Here is an 18,295-nt window from a genome sequence, read left to right as displayed (position 1 = left end):
CGGAGTCCGCGCTCCTCGGATCGGACCCGCGACAGGCCAGTGTCCTGACTCCCGGATCGACGTTCCCCCGGCCTTCCCGCGCGGTGCGCAGTGGCCTTCCTCAGGGGTGCACTCCCCGGTCACAGTGGCGGGACCGTGCCGGAATCGCACCGGCTTCCTGTCTCCCGTCGCGGTGATGACCAGGAGATATTACGGTCGGTCGAGTGCGGGGCAAAGGGCGTGCGGCGAACCGTCGCACGCCCCTGCCCATTACTCCCCGCGTACCGCCCGCACCACCAGGCGCTCGGCGTCGTGGTCGTAGGGCCTGCCGTCGAAACCGCCGAAGACCTCGACGTCCGCGAAGCCCGCGTCCTCGACCATCCGCCGCAGTTCGACCGCGCTGTACACGAACCAGACCAGGCTGGTGCGCGTCACCCGGTCGCCCCGCACCAGCACCCAGTCGCTGCGCAGCCTGGCCCAGTCGTCCAGCACCGTGTCGGTCTGCACCAGCAGGTCATCGCCGCGCTGCACGACCTTGGGCGGCACGACCTTGCGGGCCAGCAGTTCCTTGCCCGCCATGTCGAGCAGGACCGTCCCGCCGGGCACCAGGGAGTCGTGCATGGTGCGCAGCGCACGGGAGTTGTCGGCCGGGTCCTCGAAGTACCCGAAGGACGTGAACATGTTGAGCACGACGTCGAAGGCGCCGGGCTGCGCGTACTCCCGCATGTCGGCCCGGACGTACGCGGGCGCGGCCCCGGCGTCGGCCGCCCGCTTCCTGGCGCGCTCCAGCATCGCGGGGCTGCGGTCCACCCCCGTCACGTCGAAGCCGCGCCGGGCGAGCGGCACGGTGAACACCCCGGGACCGCAGCACAGGTCGAGGATCCGCGCGCCGGGTGCGAAGGAGAGCAGCGGCGAGGAGTCCAGCAACTCCTCGGCCTGGGTGTAGCGCTGCTCGGAGAAGAGGAAGTCGTGGAACTCGATCCAGAAGTCATCGTCCTGGAATCCGCCCGTGTGTGTCATCGGGAGCCGGTGTTCCTTCCGTGTCGTGGATGGCGTCGGTATCGGTGGTGGTGCTTTCGGAGCCGCGCCGCAGCGCGAGCAGGAGGGGCGGCAGCAGGAGACACTGGGCGGCGGCCAGCAGCCAGAACCAGCCCGTGTCGCCCGCCCGTTCGGCCACGCCGTACAGCTGCCCGCCCAGTACGCCGCTGGCGCACGCGCCGAGCCCGGCGGCGAGCCGCTGCTGACCGAAGACCACCGCGTCGGAGCGCGAGCTGCGGCGCAGGGCCTCCAGGTCGTTCTTGAGGAAGAGCACGATGTCGCCCAGCGTGATCAGCACGCCGCCCGCCAGCAGCGCTACCCGCGAGCCCTGCGCCATGACGGCCATTCCGGCCGCGAGGCCCGCGAAACCGACGGCGAGCGCGAGCGGGTAGCTCATGCGCCGGATCGTGTCCGAGGCCGGTGGCTGGACGACGATGACCAGGACGAAGCAGACGAGCAGCACGAGGCTGTAGAACTCGGTGGACGCCCGCTCCTGCGCGTACACCGCCATGTAGTGCTGGAAGTGGAAGTACAGGTAGAACGCCAGACCGTTGGCGACGAACGGCAGGACCGCCAGGCCCGTCAGCAACCCCTCGCCCGGCGCGCCCCCGCCACCGGGCCGCGCCTCGTCCGCCGCCGCCGCGGGCAGCCGCGCGTGCCCCACCGCGACGACCGCGAACAGCACGGTCACACCGAGGAACAACAGCCCCGGTGACGACAGCACGAAGGGCCCGGCGACCAGCGGGCCCACCGCCATTCCTGCGTTGAGCGCCGCGTTGCCCGCCGACAGGAACGCCGGGCGCCGCGCCTCGTCCACGCCGTGCACCAGGTACGCCTTGTTCGCCGGGAGGTACAGGGCGGCCCCGCAGCACGTGAGGACCAGCGCGCCCACGGCCAGCGGCGGCCAGCGCAGCGCCAGCAGGAACGCCGCGAACCCCGCCGTGCGCACCACCAGCGCCCACAGCATCGTGCGCCGCAGCCCCACCCGGTCGGCGAGCGCCCCGCCGAGCACTCCGCCCGAGAACTGCACGAGCGAGGCCGCCGCCAGCACCACCCCGACCGCCCCGAGCCCCATGCCCAGGCGCTCGTGCAGGAACACCGACATGAACGGCAGCACCATGAAGCTGCCGAGTGGGATCAGGAAGGAGCTGAGCAGCAGGAAGCGCAGCGGCCCGGTGAGCGTGCCGAGCGCGGACCACAGCCCGGTGCCGCCCTTGGCGCCTTCAGCCATCGGAGGCCGGGCGCGCCGCCGCTTCGGGCTCGGGGAACGGCTCGGTCAGGACCCGTACGGCGCCCGCCGCGGCGACCGCGCAGTGCGTGGCCAGCTCGGCCGTCTCGGCCTCCGCGTACACGATCCCCGCGTAGCCCCGGCTGTCGTCCAGGTGCTCGACCGGGTCGCCGACGCTCTTGACGGGGTACCAGGCGGGGGAGCCGGGCATGTCGGAGAGCCGGTCGAGGCCCTCGACGCCGGAGAAGGTGCCGGGGCGCGCGGGGTAGCCGAGGACGAACGCCACGGCGGGCCCGCCGGGCAGCGCCGCGTCCATGAGTCCGGGACGGATGCCGAGCGCGGCCTCCAGCATCGCCTCGTACACGTTGACGCCCAGCGCCCGGCACAGGCCCTCGCCCACCAGCGCGCCGCCGATCCTCGGGTTGACCTCCACGATCTCGGGACCCGCCGTGGTCAGCGCGAACTCCACGTGCGCGAAGCGGTCGGTGTAGCCGATGGCCGAGAGCACGTCCCCGAGCCAGGACTCCAGCGCGAGGCGGCGCGGCTCGGGGAAGGCGACGGGGAAGGCGGTGACCTCTTCGCGGAAGCGCGGCTCCGCCGACATCAGCCGGCTGGAGACGCCGAGCAGTCGGGTCCGCCCGGCCCAGGTCAGGGTCTCCGCGCTGTACACGGGCCCCGAGAAGTAAGGTTCGGCGAACAGCCGGCCCTTCAACTGCCGCCCGGCCGCCTCGGCGAGCGCGGCGCGCAGCTGCGGCTCGTCCTTGACCAGCCAGACGTTCTGGCTGCCCGTCCCCGAGGTGTCCTTGAGGATCGCGGGCAGTCCCACCGCCTTCACCAGCAGTGCGGCGGACTCGGGGTCGTCGGCGGCCGATTCGGGCACGTCCGCCGCGCGCGAGCGGGTCAGCCCGGCCGCGTGCAACAGGTCGCGGACGGCGGCCTTGTCGCGCGTGAGCCGCAGCGCCGCCGGGTCGAGTCCGGGCAGCCCGAAGCGTTCGGCCAGCTCGGCGCCGACCAGCATCCAGGTGTCGGTGGAGCTGATGAGGCCGCGCAGGTCGGGGGTGCGGGCGAGGAGGCCGGCCACCTGCTCGGTGTCGAACGTGTCGATCTCGACGACGTCCACCGCGCCCTCGGGGAGCCGGGCCAACTCGTAGGCGTAGTAGTCGGGGTCGCGGGTCAGGAGCAGTAGCTTCTCGTCCAGCCGCGCGGCCGCGCGTGCCAGGTGGCCGAGGCCGAAGGTGAGCGATTCCAGGCAGGCCACGGTCATGCGGCGGACTCCTTGCTGGGGGGATTTCCGTGTGCGTCCGCCGTGCTGTGCGGGTCGGCGGGCGGGTGCGTGTCGGCGGGTGGGTGCGGGTGGGAACGGGACGTGTCGGGCCGCTGCCACGCGGCGCGGTTCCACGCCATCGTCGACCAGGGCATGGTCATGTCCTCGGGGCTCGCGACCTCGGTCGGTTTGAGCGAGACGAGGTCCGAGGCCTCGCGGTGCCGGGCGAACACCCGCTCCACGTAGCGGTGGCCCGTGTCCGCGCCGATCACCAGGTGCAGCCGGTCGGGGTGGCGGCGGGCCTCGTGCGTCGCCGCGAGGTAGGCCGCGCCGGTGGAGAGCCCGGCGAACACGGCGTGCTCGCGCAGCAGGGCGACCGCGCCGGAGCAGGCGTGCGTGAAGTCCATCCAGTGCACGGCGTCGTACAGGTGGTGGTGGACGTTGTCGAAGGGGATCGACGAGCCGATGCCCGCGATGATCGCCTCCGGGTCGTGGTGGTCCTGGCTGCCGAAGGTGACGCTGCCGAACGGCTGCACCCCCACCAGGCGAACCGTGGGGTCGCGGCGCCGCAGGTGCTCGGTCAGGCCGCCGGTCGACGCCCCCGAGCCGACCCCGCCCACGACGGTCAGCGGCCGGTCGGGCACGGTCGCCGCCACCAGGTCGGCGACCTCCTGGTAGCCCAGGTAGTGGACCTCGTCGTGGTACTGGCGCATCCAGTGGACGTCGGGCCGCTCGGCGAGGATCTCGCGCACCCTGCGGACCCGTAACTCCTGGTCCAGTTTGAGGTTCTGGGACGGTGTGACCCGCTCGACGGTCGCGCCGAGTATCTCCAGCTGGGCGAGCGTGGTGGCGTCCACGGTGGTCGAGCCCACGATGTGGCAGTGCAGCCCGTAGCGGTGGCAGGCCAGCGCCAGCGCGTACGCGTAGATGCCGCTGGAGCTGTCGACCAGGGTCTGCCCGGGACGCACCGCGCCCCGGTCGAGCAGGTGCCGGACGGCGGCGAGCGCCGAGTAGATCTTCATGGATTCGAAGCGGAGCAGGACCGCGCCGTCCGTCAGCCGGACGAGGTCGGGGACCTTCAGGGCGTCGGCGATGTGCGGATGGATCACGCGTAGCCTCCTTGGGCGAACGAGCACTGGTGGCCGAGCGAGTGGAAGAAGGCGGACACCTCGCCCTTGACCGCGGGAGCGGGTCTGCGGGCGAAGAGGAGGCCGACGAGGGAGCCGGTGTGCGCGACGAAGACCCCGTCCGCCCCGAACTCCTCGCGGCGGGCGAGCACGGCGTCGAAGGTCTGCTTGGGCAGCACCTCCTGGGAGAGGGTGGCGCTGACGGTCGAGGCCCTGGCCACGGCCGCCGGGTCGCCGCCCGCGAAACCCTTGAGGAGGTCGGTGAGGCACCGCTCGTACTCCGCCGCGCAGCGCCGGTACTGGCGCAGCAGTTGCGGGGTGACCCCGGCGGTGTCCACCGTGCCTGGCTCCGCGACGAAGGCGGTGTGGAAGGCGATGCCGGTGCCGAGCCGGTGCACGACCCGGTGGCGGCCGCTCAGGTAGAGCGCGTACTCCTGGAGGAACACGCTGTCGGCCCGCTCGATCGCGGACAGGACGCCGATGACGACGCGGGAGTCGTACGGCAGGGAGAAGACCCGGAAGAGACAGCGCAGCGTCGCCACGATGTCGGCCGTCGAACTGGCCATGCCCACACCGACGTCGAGGTCGGAGTAGGTGTTCCAGCGGCCGGGCGGCGGTTCCAGGCCGTAGTGGTCGAGGAACAGCCGCGCGGCCTTCGCCGCCTTCGCACCGAGGTTCTCGGTGCCCGTCGGCGCTCCGGCGTCCGGGGTGAAGTACACCCAGGAGTGGCGGTCCACCGGGAAGGAGACGATGGCTATCTCCGGGCGGTCGCGCGCGTCCAGCGGCCCCTGGTACAGCTCGCCCAGCGTGCCGTGGCAGACGCCGGAGACGGTTCGCGCGGGCCGGTTATCGGCGTCGGTCAGCATCGCAGCACCCCGGTCACGTACCCATCCCCTCGTCGCCAGGTCCCGAGGGACGGTCCGGTACGTGAGGGCGTACGCGCGGTATGAGCGCGCCGTGTCCGCCTGCACCGCCGACCCAGCCCACGAGGTCACCGTGTTGGAGCGCGTGCGACCCCGCACGCGCGCAGTGGGCAGGTCTTCGGACTGAAGGGCCCGGCGCCGGACCTTCCGGCGTCACCTACCGGCCGTCGCTTCCCGGGCCCTCGGACGGGTCCCAGTGCTGTTGACGGCTTTCGTTCCCTCTCACCGCTGCGGGACAGTCCCGGAATCCCACCGGGTTCCCTCTTGGGGCCCGTGTCCGGCACGGGCCTTTCGACGCGCCACGCAATCATGGCGCGAACCGACTGCGCCGTCAGAGTAGGCGGTGGCTCAGGCGCGGCAACAGGGTTGGCCGGGTGGTTGTCCTGAATGACACCGCTGACGGGGTGCGGTATCCGTGCCGCGCAGGTCAGTGACCGGGCCGAGCGCGGAGCGGCCGCTTCACCGATGGCTTGTTGCGAACTATGTGCAACAACAATCCATTGCCGGCGAGGGTCATGGCGGTGTGTCGGATCGTCCTGTGGTGAGTCCTGGGCGGGCCGGTGTGCGACGGGTGGTTGCCCGGCCCACGGGGTCCTGTGGGCCGGGCGGTGTGCCGGGTCAGGCGAGTGCGGGAACCGTGCCCGTCCGGTGGCCGACGGGGGCGGCGGTCTCGACGTCGCGCAGCAGCGAGACGAGCGCCGAGCGGGCGCGCGCGACCCGCGAACGGACCGTACCGACCGGGCAGTCGGCCGCCTTCGCGGCCTCCAGGTAGGACAGGCCGAGCAGTTGCGTGAGGACGAACGCCTCACGGCGCTCGGCCGGTATCGACGCCAGGAGTTCGGCGAGCGCCACGCCCTCGTCGAACCCGGGGAGTCCCTGCGGCTGGGAGCGCTCGGCGGCCGTCTGCCAGTCGTCGAGGTCCGACAGCCGGGGCCTGGCGGCCGCGTGCCGCAGGCTGTCCACGACCGTCCTGCGGGCGATGGACAGCAGCCAGGCGCGCGCGGACGAGCGCCCCGCGAAACGGGGCAGGGCCGCGAGGGCCCGGAGGAACACCTCCTGGGTGAGGTCGTCGGCCGCCTGGCGGTCGGCGCTGACGTACGCGACGTATCTCCATACGTCCCGGTGCAGCGCGCGCACGAACAGCTCCACCTTCGCGGGCTCGCCGTCGCGCGCCGCGAGGGCCAGGCGGGTGGTCGCCGCGTCGTCCGCGGCGTCCGGTCGGGGGCGGAAGTTGCGGGCAGGGGTCATCGCCACATGTCCTTACACGTCCTGAGGGCAAGGGAGTCCGGCGCGCCCGGTGGCGGCGCCGGTGCTGCGCACGGCCCGCGGCGAAAGGCGCGGGCCGCTGCCCGAGGCGCGGAGCGGGTTACGCGGGCCGTCAGGGCCCGTGCGGCACGCCGCGCAGTCGGGGAGCCTGCTGTCGAACGACAGCGACTGCCCGGGGCGGACCCCTGGTCGGGAGCGTTCGGGAAGCATGCAGGAGCTGCCGGGGAGCGGGCTCGTCACCCGGCCGCACGGGCCGTATCCGGGAGCGGACTGGTGGCGCGGCCGCGGTCGCCAGCAGCAGCCGGAGCGGCCTGAACAGCGCCGCGGGGACCGCGCGCAGGAGCCGGAACGCCGCCCGCTCGCCGTACGCGAGCCACATCCCGCCGAGCAGCGCGGCCAGTGCGTGCGCCGCCGTCATCCCGGCCATCGGACCCGTCACCGCCCCCGTCACCGCCTCGGTCACCGCTTCGGTCACCGTCTCGGGCAGCGACGAGGACGCGGCCGTCATGTCGTGCCCGGTGGGGGAGGGCGGGGCGTGGTGCGCCATGCCCAGGTGGCCCGCGGCGTGCGCCGGACAGCCGCTGCCGCCGGGGGCCGCCCCCGCGGACTGGGACCACGAGAACACCGTGTGCAGCGCGGTCTGGAAGGCCGTGGCCGCCGCCGTGACGGCGAGGAGCCCGCGCTCCCGGCCCGCCAGGCCCCACGCGCCCAGGGCCGTGCCGGCGAAGCTCACCGCGAGGGTTCCCGTGGACAGTGCCCGGCCCGACATGAGGACGTGGCCGACGGCGGCGAGCAGCACGCAGACCGCCGCGAACATCGCGGCGCGCGCGGCTCGGGAACATCGGCCTGGCGTCATGGCGTGCTCATCCTCGCACCTCGGGCCGGGCGCGGGGACGGGGGTGCGCTCCGGACCGGCCCCGTCAAGTCGTGTGGCACGCGCCACAGTTGAAGTGCGGAGTTCGGGCCGACCGGCCGGGAACCGATGCGCGGGTCCGTCCGACTGTCTCTAGGGCGGAACGGCTGCCCCGCGAACTTCGGGGAGCACCACATGAACCGCAGAGACGTACTCCGGGCCTCCACCGCGCTGGGCGCCGCGGGCGCCGTCGGAGCCGTGGCAGCGGCAGCGGCGGCGCCGGCCGCCGCGAGCCCGTCGGCCACCCCCACCGCCACCGCCGACGCACCGGTCGGCGCCCGCGCCGCCACCCGCCCCCTCCGGGCCCACGTCGTCCTCTTCGACGGCGTGGAGGAGCTCGACTTCGCCGCTCCCTACGAAGTGCTTTCCGCCGCGGGGTTCTTCACCGAGCGCCCGGTGGAGGTCCGTTACGTCACGGCGACGGGTCCCGGCACGATCACCGCGGCCTACGGCACGAAGGTCCGGGTCCAGCACGCCTGGGCGCCGCACAAGGCCGATGTGCTCGTCGTGCCCGGCGGCGGCTACGCCCGCCGCGACAGCCCCGGCGTGTGGGCCGAGATCGACCGGGGCACCCTGCCCCGCGCCCTGGCGGCCGCCGTGCGCCCCGGCCTGACCGTCAGCGCGCTGTGCACGGGAGTGATGCTGCTGTCCGCCGCGGGACTGACCCGCGGCCGCCCCTGCACCACGCACCACAGGGCGAAGCCCGACCTGGAGAAGCAGGGCGGGATCCTCAAGAACGCCCGGGTGGTGGACGACGGCGACCTGGTCACGGCGGGCGGCATCACCTCGGGCCTGGACCTCGGCCTGTGGCTGGTCCGGCGCGAACTCGGCTCGGGCGCGACCACGGAGCTGGAGACGATGCTGGAGTACGAGGCGCGGGGCACGGTCTGGACGCGGGACCACTGAGCCGGACGCGGCACCACTGAGCACGGGGCGGTACGGGAAGGCCCCCTCCTCCTCCCCTTTCCGTACCGCTGCCGCTCCCCGCTCAGGCGGGATCCGCGTCCCACGGCCAGGCGCCCCCACGACCCGCCTCGACGAGGCCGACCATCCGGAACGCGGCGTCCGTGAGGCCGCCGAAGGTGTGCCGGTGGGGGCCGGGCGGGCCGTGGGCGGGCCGGTACCCCGCCAGGTTCCAGGTGTAGACGGGGACGTCTGCGGGGACCGGGTCGGCCGCGCCGCACAGCTCGTGGGACGCGGCCTGTTCGTCCGTGACGATCAGTACCCGGTCGTGCTCCCGGAAGTGCTTGCGCAGCGCCTTCGCCGTGTAGGTGCCCCCGAGGTCACCGAACCGCTCCAGCACGTCGAGTACCCGCTCGCCCCGCGCGAAGGGCACCTCGGCGCTGTTCCAGCCGAACTGCACCAGGTCCGCCTGTTCGGCGCGCATGGCCAGTGCGGTGCCGAACACGGCCGCCGCGTCCGCGCGGGTCAGTTTCGACCGTTCGGAGACGGTGTCCCAGATCATGGAGCCGGAGCGGTCCACCAGGATCAGGGTCCGGCCGGGCAGGGCGGGCACGTCCGCCAGGCAGTGGCCCAGCGCCCGCTCCAGCGCCGCGGTCCAGCGCGGCGAGGGCGCGTGCTGGTGGGCGGCCAGGTAGCGGAAGGGGAACTGCCGGGACGCCGCGACCTCCGCGGGGTCCGAGAGCCGCTCGGCGACCTGGGCGGCGATCTCGTCGGGGAGGCCCGCCCGGTCGAAGTTCCGCAGGTTCCGCACGAGCGCCATCGGCCCCATCGAGGGGATCGCCGCCTTCCAGACGGCGGCGTCCAGGGGCCCCTGGAGCCAGCCCGCCAGGGACTCCCACGTCATGCCGGCCTCGGCCAGCCGCTCGGAGCCCCAGAGTCCGGTCACCACGTCCCGTCGCTCCGCCACGGGCGTCCGCGCCAGTTCCTGGTGGGCGGTGAGCGTGCGGTCGGACGCGGGCGGGACCGCGTCGTCGGGGCGGTGGCGACGGTCGAGCGCGTACCGGAAGAGCGGGCCCTGCCAGGGTTTGGCCGGGTCGGGGGAGGCGTGCACCAGGTTGAGCACGTCGCCGAAGCGGAACGCCTTGGACTCGGTGTCGTACTTGAGCAGGGAGCGGGCGGTGTAGAGCCGCCGCACTCCGTCGGCCACGCCCCGCTTCACGGGCTGCGGCACCCGGCGCCCGTACGTCGAGATCCAGTACGCGAGCAGTTCGCCGGGCTCGTCGGCGCGCCGGAGCACCGAGTCGATCACGGACCGGTTGGAGGGGCCGGCGGACGCTCCGGCCGCCAGCCTGGCCCGCACGTAGGTGGCGGCGCCCACCAGGGACGCCGTGCGCATGTTGCCCTCGCCGCGCAGCCAGCGCAGCAGCCCGGCCGTCCACTCCGGTTCCCGGACGGCGAGTTCACCGACGAGGCGGGTGAAACGTCCGTCCCGCTCCCCGCCGCTCTCGTAGAAGGTCCGTTGGGAGACGAAGTTGCCGACGGCGAGGAGGAAGAGTTCTTCGCGGGGCTCCCGGACGAAGGCGGGGCCGCCCTCGTAGGTGCACGGCCCGGGGGCGTGGGAGCGGTTCGCCGGGGCGAACGGCGGTGGGGCCATGGAGCGTGCGGCCGCCGAGACGTGCGGGGCCACGAGTATCTCGGACCAGACCTTGGAGACGCGTGGGGCGTGACGAGGCAGTGAATCCCCCTGGATTCAAAGGAGTTGGAGGGCCCCGGCCGCGAGGGCCGACAGGCTGAGGCGCCCGCGCCGCCGAGATCAAAAGAGGCGGCGGCGTCATTCGTGTCAGAAGGGGAAGTAGCCGCCACCGAGCGCATCGGGGGCGCGGGCGCGGCATCAACGTACAAGGCCACCGGGCCGCACGCCAGCGATTAAACGCGGCGGCCCGGTGGCGGTGGTGGTGCGGTCGCGGTGTCCCCGCGGCTACCGCAGGAGTTGGGCTCCGGCCCAGTCGGCGTGGTCGCTGTTGATGCCGTCACCGGCGTCGACGACCTTCAGGACCAGGGACTTCACGCCCTTGACGCTGATGTCGACGGACGCGGTGGGGCTCGTCGGCGTCAGCACCGAGGGGGACGCGTACAGCCTGGTCCCGTCGCCCCAGACCTCGAATCTGACGGTCGAGTTCGCACTGACCTCGTCGTCGACGCCCACGTCCGACCGGAAGCGCTCGTAGGCGCCGTTCAGGTTGTAGGTGACGGTGCTGTTGGCGTGCGTGCCGATGCCCTTGGCGTACGTCGTGCCGTTCAGCCTGATCGGGTTGCCGTCGACGCTCCGGTCCTTGCGCACGGTGCCGAAGTCGGCGCGCGCCTCGGTCCAGTCGAGCCCGCTCAGGTCGACCGCCGACGCGGTGGTGACGGAGACGGCGGCGCTGGCGGCCGAGGGGTTCTTGGCCGCGTCGATCGCCTTGACGGTGAACGAGTACGGCGTCGAGGGCGAGAGGCCCGTGGCGGTGTAGCTCGTGCCCGTGGACGTGCCGACGAGCGTGCCGCCCCGGTAGACCTGGTAGCCGGTCACACCGGTGTCGTCGGTGGAGGCCGTCCACTTCAGGTCCGCGCTGTGCGACGTCACGTTGCTCGCGGTCAGACCGGTCGGCGTGCTGGGGGAGGTGGTGTCGCCGGCGGTGGCGCCGGTGCTCGCGGTCACGGACGCGCCCGCGGCCACCGGGACGCTCACGTAGGAGACCGTCTTGCCGTAGAGCGTCTTGGTCCGCGGGGTGTGCGCGACGCCGTTGACGGTGATCGAGGCGGGCGTCCCGTAGAACTGCGCCTCCCAGTTGACCGTGCCGCCCGAGTTGTTGGTCAGCGTGGACGCGGTCGTGCCGGTGTGCTTGAGCTTGAGGTCGTTGTCACCGACCTTGAGGTGGTCGAGCTCCACCCACGGCGTGTCGGAGGTCAGCCGGGAGACGGTGGCGAGCTTGTCGTTCGGGGCGTCGGGCTGGACGCCCATCATGCCGTCGACGGTGCTGCTGACCGCGAGGAAGGAGACCTCCGGGTAGCTGTTCTTGTCGGCCATCAGCTTCTTGAGCCAGGCCCAGCCCTCGGCGGGCCGGTTGTACTGGTAGTACATCTCCGGCAGGTAGGAGGTCGCCTCGACGTTCAGGTCGTCGTCGTTGGCGGCGATGAAGTCCAGGTAGCCGTTGGTCCTGGGGCCGTGGTCGCCGAGCCCGGTCAGCATCATCAGGAAGCTGGCCTCGTGACCCCAACTGCTGTAGCCCGTACCGGCCGCGTCCTTGCCCCGGATGTAGCGGTTGGTGGAGGAGTCCCACCACTTCGACTCGAAGTGGTCGCGCACCCGCTTGGCCCGGTCGGTCCACTTCGTGCTGCCCGCGGTGTCGCCCTTCGCCTTCAGGATCTCCGCGTAGGCCAGCATCGACTGGTACTGGTACCCGAGCGAGTCGGCGGCCGAGACCAGGTTCTCGTTGGGGAACTCGAAGTACGTCGCCGTGTACTCACCGGGCTGCTTCTTGGGGACCGGCTGCTCGGCGGAGGGGTTCGCGTCGTTCCACACCACCTCGTGGTCGGTGAGGAACTTGTTCATCGTCGAGTCGTAGTACGCGGTGAGGGTCGGGTCGTTGATCCAGTCCGCGTTGCCCGTCCACTGGTACTGCTTGTACGCCTTGGCCATCAGGTTGAACGGCGACGGCAGCTCCCTGAAGCCGGTGCCGTCGATGTAGTACATGGCGCCGTACGAGCTGTGCGCCCACAGCGGCCAGCCGTTCTGGCCCGGGTCGTCGGCGTCGTCGGCGAACTTCTTGACCATGTTGAAGGTCTCGGCGTCCAGGCCGAGCGCGTGCGCGCCGTCGGACTGGTGGGAGATGTCCCGGTTGTAGAAGGACTCCCGGTTGGTGTACGCGCCCCAGTAGCCGGGCGTCACCGTGGTGTGGTTGGCGTCCTTGAGGCGCCACCACTCCGGCTCGTGCCCCATCATCGGGTTGCCGGGGTAGAAGGTCATGCCCAGGGCGCGGTCCTTGCCCCAGTCGAAGCCCTCGTTCAGCGCCGCGTTCGGCGAGTTGAGGGTCAGCGTGCTGGTCGGCGGGCCGACGTGGGTCTGGACGGTGATCCGGTCCACGCGCGGCACCTCGCTCGTGGAGGTGGCCGTCAGCTCGATGACGTCACCGGCCTTGAGCGCGATCTTGCTCGACGTCCGGGTGTCGACGTTCACCGGGTCGGTGTGGTCGCGGCCGTGGCGCTGGTTCGTCGTCCAGGAGTCCACCTGCGTGGAGTTCACGGTGAGCTTGTACGTCACGCCGTTCGCGGTCTTGCCGTTGTAGCGCGTGATGAGGTCGTACGTCCCGGCGGCGCCCTCGAAGGCCGTCCTGGCGGTGCTCGTCTGCCCCGCCGTGCCCCGGGCGTAGGTGATGTTCTCGACCGGCTTGTCGTTCCAGGTGTGGTTCACGGTCTCGGTCGAGAAGTTGGTCAGCGCCATCTTCTCGATTTCGAGCACGTAGGGCCCTGCCGCCGCCCCGGCCGGTCCCGCCGCCGCGGACGAGGCGGGCAGGGACGTCGCGGTGCCGACCGTTGCCAGGACGACGGATAGTGCACAGGCCAATCGACGCATGCGCGATCGATCCTTTCGTGTGGGGGCGTCCCTCGTTCTTCTTCGTTCCGAGGGCGGTCGACCTCCGTCCCAGGGGATGTTGGAAGAAGTTCAACCGTGTTGAGTATTGAGGGCTTCGTGACGTGACACTGTCAATACCTGTGACTGAGTTGAATGTAGGACTTTCAGACACTTGCAGGACGGTGATGTCGTCTCGATCTCGGCCCCAATGAGCGGTTGCGGATAGATACTTGCAGCTCAGCGCGTTGAACTGGGCGCATCATGGCGTGGCGAGGTCCCGAAGGGGGTTGCCTGCGCGGCTGACGTTGATCGTCTGCTTGCATCAGATGGTTGACGTAAGATCAGCAAACTTTCCATCAGACCTTGCATGCGATGACAAGCGTGGCTAATGTCCTGGCCCGTAAGGTTCGCAACCGAACACGTACGAGCAGCCCACACGGGGACACCGGGCGGGAAGCGGCCGGTGGTGGTGGGCTGCTCGTACGTTCGCGCGTCGGCAGGGAAGGGAACGCCGTGCGCCCTACGCCGGCTCCGGCCGGGAACCGGCCGCAGGCCCGCGCCGGGCGGTGGTCACTCCTGGACCCAGCGGCGCCCCGGCCCGTCGTACGAGAACAGGGGGCGCCCCTTCACGCCGCTCGTGCGGAACGGGCCGCCGTCGCCGTCCGCGATGCGCACCGTGCCCGAGCGGCCCTCGCTGCTCCACTCCAGCTCCAGGTACCAGCGGCAGTCGCAGGTGGTGGCGCGCGCCGTCACCAGCAGTACCTCGGGAGCCGTCGAGGTGACGGCGTACGGGAAGGAGACGGCCTCGATGGGCTTGTTCGCGATCCCGTCGTACCCCTTCACGGGCCGGGCCGCGGGGCGCGGCCCGTCGAGGTCCACGTCCACGTAGCGCGGGGTGACGGCGCCGCCGCAGCCGTTGTCCATCCGGAACGCGTTCCACGGCAGGGGCCGTGCGCGGCCGGTGACGCGCACGTGCAGCGCCTCCAGGACCACGGCCTTCTGCGGCGACCTTCCCTGGAGGGTGATGCGCACCTGGGTCTCCCCGCCGTGCACCGCGGCCGTCGACCGGGCCCAGACGGCGGCGTCCTGCACCACCGGGGGCTGCGGGACCCGGCCGGGGGCCCGGTCGACCAGATAGGTGTGGCCGCAGTCGAGCTTCCAGGACTGGGAGTTGGCCGTCCAGGTGAAGGGCGCCTCGGCCGTACGGGGGGAGGCGGCGGGGCGCTTGCCCCCGGCGGCTCCCTTGCGGTCGGCGCCGTCGGACCGGGAGAGGACGACGGCGGTGGCGGCGACGGTCGCGACGAGGGCGACGAGGAGGGCCGCCCACCGCAGGCGCCCGCGGCGCACCGCGCGTACGGGGCGCTCGGGCGACACCGGTGGCACGGGCGGTGAATCGGGCTCCGGATCCGGGACGGCAGGCGGCGCGGCCGCGGCTTCCGGCACCGGCCCGTCCTGTGCTCCGTCGATGACCGGCTCCCCCTCGGGGACGGGCACGGAGACCGAGACTTCGCGCCGCGCCCCGCGGTGCTCCTCGGGCACCGCTCCGCCCGACACGGCGCCGCCCGTCGGGCGTCTGGCCGCGTCCGCCAGGATCCACAGCCGGTGCAGCTCGACGCGCTCCTCGCGCGACGCCCCGCACAGCCGCGCCAACTGTTCGACAGGGGTGAACTCCTCCGGGACCGTCGCGCCGGAGCAGTACCGGTAGAGGGACGACGCACTCACGTCCAGGCGTCGCGCCAGGGCCTCGAAGCTGCGGCCCGAGCGGTCCTTCAGGGCCCGTACCCGCTCGGCGAACTCGCCCGCCGCGGCGTCCTTCTCCTCGCCCATCGTCCTCAGCCCCGTTCCGCTCCGCGTTTCACCCCGTCTACGTATCCCCACGTCATCGGGGGTGAAATGGTTTCACCGTGCCAGGGGTCGGCGTGTGCGTTGCCGTTTGGCCCGCCGTCCGCCGAAGCTGATCGTCATCCGTACCGACCACCTGACACGGGGGTACCTCCCAATGTTCACGACCCGCACCGGCCTCGGCGCCTTCCTCACCGCCGCCGCGCTCACCCTGACGGCCGCGCCGCTCGCCGCCGCCACCGCCGACGGCCGCGACCAGGTCGCACCGGCGCGCACCACGACCGCACCCGCCTTCCTCACCGCCGCCCAGATGCCGCCGTCCGCGACGCCGTGGACGGCCGGAGCCGTCACCAGGGGGCTGCCGGAGACCGTGCCGTACTGCGTGAAGAGCGCCCTGCCCGCGCAGGGCACCAGCCACCGCACGTTCCGCACCGAGCTGGACACCGGCGGCGCGCAGATCACCACGGTCGCCGCGACCGACGCCGCGGCGTCGAACCTCGTCACCGAGCTGCGCCGACTGCTCGCCAACTGTGCGACGCGCGTCCAGCAGGAGTACCCGGACGTCATCGCGAAGGGCGCCTACCACGGCAAGCTGACCGTCGAGGAGGGCGCGTACGTCTACAGCCTGGACACCGCGGACCCCGAGGTCGGCAACACGGACATCGCCCTGTACTCCGTGGGCCGCGACGGGCGGACCGTCACGTTCGTCGAGTGGGGCCAGATGGGCGACCTGGCGGACGCCCCGCTCACCGCCTTCAAGACGACGACGCGCACCGCCGTGAACAAGCTCTACGGCTGAGCCGGGCACCCACGGACAGGTACGGCCGACGGGGAACGGGGGCGCGCGACGAGGTACGGGGGTCCGCGACGCGCGCACCTCGTCGGCCGTGCCGGGGTTTCCCCTTCTCCTACCCGGCGTCCTCGTCCTCGGGGGGCCGCCCGCCGAAGCGCCACTCGTGGACCTCGACCGCCGCGTAGTCCTCGACGGTCAGCACGGCACGCGCGGCGTCCGCGTCCTCGGCCCGCAGCAGTACGGCGGTGCCCAGCCAGGTCGTGCCGTCGTCGGCCAGCAGCGGACCGTACGCGACGAGGCCGTCCCGGTCGGCGGGCGGCGCGAGGTCGACCGGCCGTCCCGCGCCGAGCCCGATGACCAGGAACCCGTCGCCCGCGGTGCGGCCGCCGGGAAAGTCCCACATCGTACGGCCGAGCAGGTTCTCCCACCGGCGCAGCAGCACGTCGCGGTACGCGCCCGCCTGGTAGTTGGGCTCGTCGAAGGCGAACGCGCGGGCGGTCGCGGTGTCCGGCAGGTCCAGGACGTGCACGCTGCCGGTCAGCGTCCCGCCGCCGTCGGTGAAGGTGGGACCGCGCGCGATCATCCCCTTGGCGAACCCGTCCATGTAGGACAGGTGCGCCTCGTTCAGCTCCTCGCGCAGCGGGAGGGAGCCGGGCCGGTCGCGGTGGTAGCAGAAGAACTCCATGTCGGCAGACTCTGCCCGACGCGGGCCGTCGTCTCAACGGACTTGACGGCCGGGCGCGCTCCGAGGCCCACCGACTCCTGTCGATACGTCCTGAGTCCCCGCTTTCCCTGATATCCGCCGTCTTTGGTAGGGCCGCTTCGACCGCTTCGGCCGATGGCGGGGCCGGGCGCCGCGCATAGCGTCGGAGCCATCGACCCACGCATCGGAGGGTGTACATGGCAGGCAGAAAACGGCGGACCGCCCGTGCGGCCGTCGCCGGGCTCGCACTGGCGGTCGCCGGGACGCTCGCGGCCCCCGGGACCACGCCCGCGGCGGCCCGGAGCGGCGACCGACTGGACGGCGCATGGCGCATGGACGGGTACAGCACGATCGTGACGATCGGGGGCGGAAAGCTCGCGATGTACGACACCACGCGCGGCAGTTGCGTGCGCGGCTACACCAGCGCCGACCAGGTAGGCGCTCCGGGCCCCGGCGGCGCGACGCGCTTCGAGGCCGGGGCGGACGGCACGTTCACCATCGTCCCGCGGCCCCACGGGCACGCGCGCATGCAGGTCGAGGAGTCGGTGGGCGTACGGCACCTGAAGCGGCTCGCGGCGCTGCCCGAGCAGTGCGGGCGGGCCGCGTCCCAGGCGCCGCTCGCGGTGTTCGACCGGTTCTGGGAGACCTTCGCCGACAACTACCCCTTCTTCGCGGCGAAGGGCATCGACTGGCAGGCCGTGCGGGACCGCTACCGGGCCCGTGTCACGCCCGGCACCACCGACGCCCAGCTCCAGCGGATGTTCACCGCCATGATCCGGCCGCTGCACGACTCGCACACCGCGCTGGCCTACGACGGCAGGCTCGTCCACTCGGGACTGCGCCCCGGCACCCGGGAGGCCACGGACGAGCTGCGGGAACGCACGGGGCGCGCCATCGCGCGCCAACTCGTCGAACCGCCGCGGCTCTTCGGTGAAGGGCGGCTCGCCGTGGGTGAACTACCGGGAAGGATCGGCTACTTCAGGGTCGACAGCTTCGGCGGGTACGTGAAGGACGGGACGTTCCGGCAGGAGCTGGCCGAGCTCGACCGGGCCCTGGACGCGCTGCTCGACGGTCGTACCGGCCCCGGCGCCGATCCCGCGCGAGCCCTGCGGGGCCTGGTGATCGACGTCCGGCTCAACGGCGGCGGCTACGACGTGCTCGGGCTGAGGATCGCGGCCCGGCTCACCGACCGCGCGTACACCGCTTACACCAAGGTCGCCAGGAACGACCCGCTTGACCCGACCCGCTACACCCGCCCGCAACCGATCACGGTCGGGCCCGCGGACGCGTCCCGCTGGACCGGCGGCGTCGCGCTCCTCACCAGCGGCAGCTCGGAGAGCGCCGCGGAGACCTTCACCCAGGCCATGATCGGGCGGAGCCCGAAGGCGACCAGGATCGGGGAGAACACCCAGGGGGTCTTCTCGGACATCATGATCCGCGCGGTGTCGGAGAAGTGGACCGCCGTCGTGCCGAACGAGAAGTACCTGGACCGCGACGGGCGTACGTTCGACGGCCCCGGCATCCCGCCCCACCTGCGGACCCCGGTGTTCACCGAGAAGGAGTTGGACGGCGGCCGCGACTCGGCGCTGACGCGGGCACGGCAGGTGCTCGGCGGGAAACCCGGAAGGAGCTGAGCGCGGGTGCCCCCGGCGGCCCGGGGGCACCTCCGCCCGCCGGGCGCCCGCCTGTGCGGCCCGTGCCGTC

Annotated in this window: 14 protein-coding genes and 2 riboswitches; of the genes, 3 read left to right on the top strand and 11 right to left on the bottom strand. The window is 72.5% G+C overall.

The window, feature by feature from the left end:
• Positions 1-16: 16 nt before the first annotated feature.
• A riboswitch (cobalamin riboswitch) is annotated at positions 17-199 on the bottom strand.
• 50 nt (positions 200-249) lie between these two features.
• The 7 genes from ACIBNE_RS24515 to ACIBNE_RS24485 all read right to left on the bottom strand — a co-directional run bounded on the left by ACIBNE_RS24515 (position 250) and on the right by ACIBNE_RS24485 (position 7,681).
• The gene (locus ACIBNE_RS24515) at positions 250-999 is read right to left on the bottom strand and encodes a class I SAM-dependent methyltransferase (RefSeq protein ID WP_399274917.1); all 750 of its coding nucleotides are present in this window, start codon (positions 997-999) and stop codon (positions 250-252) included.
• Entirely contained in the window at positions 968-2,248 is a 1,281-nt protein-coding gene (locus ACIBNE_RS24510) for an MFS transporter (protein WP_399274915.1), read from the bottom strand. The genes ACIBNE_RS24515 and ACIBNE_RS24510 overlap by 32 nt, the downstream gene beginning before the upstream one ends.
• Complete coding sequence (locus ACIBNE_RS24505; RefSeq protein ID WP_399274913.1) at positions 2,241-3,509, bottom strand: ATP-grasp domain-containing protein; 1,269 nt, start codon at positions 3,507-3,509, stop codon at positions 2,241-2,243. The genes ACIBNE_RS24510 and ACIBNE_RS24505 overlap by 8 nt, the downstream gene beginning before the upstream one ends.
• Entirely contained in the window at positions 3,506-4,618 is a 1,113-nt protein-coding gene (locus ACIBNE_RS24500; protein ID WP_399274911.1) for a cysteine synthase family protein, read from the bottom strand. The genes ACIBNE_RS24505 and ACIBNE_RS24500 overlap by 4 nt, the downstream gene beginning before the upstream one ends.
• Entirely contained in the window at positions 4,615-5,502 is an 888-nt protein-coding gene (locus ACIBNE_RS24495) for a hypothetical protein (RefSeq protein WP_399274909.1), read from the bottom strand. Before ACIBNE_RS24495 ends, ACIBNE_RS24500 begins: the two co-directional genes overlap by 4 nt.
• Before the next feature lie 169 nt (positions 5,503-5,671).
• Positions 5,672-5,825, bottom strand: a riboswitch (cobalamin riboswitch).
• A 352-nt stretch (positions 5,826-6,177) separates the two neighbouring features.
• Positions 6,178-6,807: a sigma-70 family RNA polymerase sigma factor gene (locus ACIBNE_RS24490; RefSeq protein ID WP_399274907.1), complete on the bottom strand. Its 630-nt coding sequence runs from the start codon at positions 6,805-6,807 to the stop codon at positions 6,178-6,180.
• 130 nt (positions 6,808-6,937) lie between these two features.
• Entirely contained in the window at positions 6,938-7,681 is a 744-nt protein-coding gene (locus ACIBNE_RS24485; RefSeq protein ID WP_399274905.1) for a hypothetical protein, read from the bottom strand.
• 192 nt (positions 7,682-7,873) lie between these two features.
• Here ACIBNE_RS24485 and ACIBNE_RS24480 point away from each other — a divergent pair, with 192 nt between their 5' ends.
• Positions 7,874-8,644: a DJ-1/PfpI family protein gene (locus ACIBNE_RS24480; protein WP_399274903.1), complete on the top strand. Its 771-nt coding sequence runs from the start codon at positions 7,874-7,876 to the stop codon at positions 8,642-8,644.
• 82 nt (positions 8,645-8,726) lie between these two features.
• On the opposite strand, the gene ACIBNE_RS24475 is transcribed toward ACIBNE_RS24480, so the two are convergent.
• The 3 genes from ACIBNE_RS24475 to ACIBNE_RS24465 all read right to left on the bottom strand — a co-directional run bounded on the left by ACIBNE_RS24475 (position 8,727) and on the right by ACIBNE_RS24465 (position 15,080).
• Entirely contained in the window at positions 8,727-10,295 is a 1,569-nt protein-coding gene (locus tag ACIBNE_RS24475; protein WP_399275421.1) for a TROVE domain-containing protein, read from the bottom strand.
• Between the two features lie 324 nt (positions 10,296-10,619).
• Positions 10,620-13,253: an NPCBM/NEW2 domain-containing protein gene (locus ACIBNE_RS24470; protein WP_399274901.1), complete on the bottom strand. Its 2,634-nt coding sequence runs from the start codon at positions 13,251-13,253 to the stop codon at positions 10,620-10,622.
• Positions 13,254-13,823: 570 nt separating this feature from the next.
• Positions 13,824-15,080, bottom strand: coding sequence for a helix-turn-helix domain-containing protein (locus tag ACIBNE_RS24465; protein WP_399274899.1), 1,257 nt, complete (start codon positions 15,078-15,080; stop codon positions 13,824-13,826).
• A 172-nt stretch (positions 15,081-15,252) separates the two neighbouring features.
• Between ACIBNE_RS24465 and ACIBNE_RS24460 the strand changes: the two genes are divergently transcribed.
• Positions 15,253-15,894 carry a hypothetical protein gene (locus ACIBNE_RS24460; RefSeq protein WP_399274897.1) on the top strand — a complete coding sequence of 214 codons (642 nt, stop codon included), beginning with the start codon at positions 15,253-15,255 and terminating at the stop codon, positions 15,892-15,894.
• Positions 15,895-16,003: 109 nt separating this feature from the next.
• On the opposite strand, the gene ACIBNE_RS24455 is transcribed toward ACIBNE_RS24460, so the two are convergent.
• A complete protein-coding gene (locus ACIBNE_RS24455; RefSeq protein ID WP_399274893.1) occupies positions 16,004-16,573 on the bottom strand; it encodes a YciI family protein in 570 nt (189 codons plus the stop codon).
• Between the two features lie 215 nt (positions 16,574-16,788).
• On the opposite strand from ACIBNE_RS24455, the gene ACIBNE_RS24450 reads away from it, so the two are divergent.
• On the top strand, positions 16,789-18,225 hold the full coding sequence (locus ACIBNE_RS24450) for a S41 family peptidase (RefSeq protein WP_399274891.1): 1,437 nt from the start codon (positions 16,789-16,791) through the stop codon (positions 18,223-18,225).
• The last annotated feature ends 70 nt before the right edge of the window (positions 18,226-18,295 follow it).

This window comes from Streptomyces sp. NPDC050504 (genome assembly GCF_044458065.1).
GTDB lineage: Bacteria > Actinomycetota > Actinomycetes > Streptomycetales > Streptomycetaceae > Streptomyces.
This window is presented reverse-complemented; position numbering and strand designations above follow the sequence as displayed.

Bases quoted from the DNA above. Each gene is read 5' to 3' on its own strand.
- ACIBNE_RS24515 (WP_399274917.1), bottom strand. From the start codon at position 999: ATGACACACACGGGCGGATTCCAGGACGATGACTTCTGGATCGAGTTC.
- ACIBNE_RS24510 (WP_399274915.1), bottom strand. From the start codon at position 2,248: ATGGCTGAAGGCGCCAAGGGCGGCACCGGGCTGTGGTCCGCGCTCGGC.
- ACIBNE_RS24505 (WP_399274913.1), bottom strand. From the start codon at position 3,509: ATGACCGTGGCCTGCCTGGAATCGCTCACCTTCGGCCTCGGCCACCTG.
- ACIBNE_RS24495 (WP_399274909.1), bottom strand. From the start codon at position 5,502: ATGCTGACCGACGCCGATAACCGGCCCGCGCGAACCGTCTCCGGCGTC.
- ACIBNE_RS24490 (WP_399274907.1), bottom strand. From the start codon at position 6,807: ATGACCCCTGCCCGCAACTTCCGCCCCCGACCGGACGCCGCGGACGAC.
- ACIBNE_RS24485 (WP_399274905.1), bottom strand. From the start codon at position 7,681: ATGACGCCAGGCCGATGTTCCCGAGCCGCGCGCGCCGCGATGTTCGCG.
- ACIBNE_RS24480 (WP_399274903.1), top strand. From the start codon at position 7,874: ATGAACCGCAGAGACGTACTCCGGGCCTCCACCGCGCTGGGCGCCGCG.
- ACIBNE_RS24475 (WP_399275421.1), bottom strand. From the start codon at position 10,295: ATGGCCCCACCGCCGTTCGCCCCGGCGAACCGCTCCCACGCCCCCGGG.
- ACIBNE_RS24470 (WP_399274901.1), bottom strand. From the start codon at position 13,253: ATGCGTCGATTGGCCTGTGCACTATCCGTCGTCCTGGCAACGGTCGGC.
- ACIBNE_RS24465 (WP_399274899.1), bottom strand. From the start codon at position 15,080: ATGGGCGAGGAGAAGGACGCCGCGGCGGGCGAGTTCGCCGAGCGGGTA.
- ACIBNE_RS24460 (WP_399274897.1), top strand. From the start codon at position 15,253: ATGTTCACGACCCGCACCGGCCTCGGCGCCTTCCTCACCGCCGCCGCG.
- ACIBNE_RS24455 (WP_399274893.1), bottom strand. From the start codon at position 16,573: ATGGAGTTCTTCTGCTACCACCGCGACCGGCCCGGCTCCCTCCCGCTG.
- ACIBNE_RS24450 (WP_399274891.1), top strand. From the start codon at position 16,789: ATGGCAGGCAGAAAACGGCGGACCGCCCGTGCGGCCGTCGCCGGGCTC.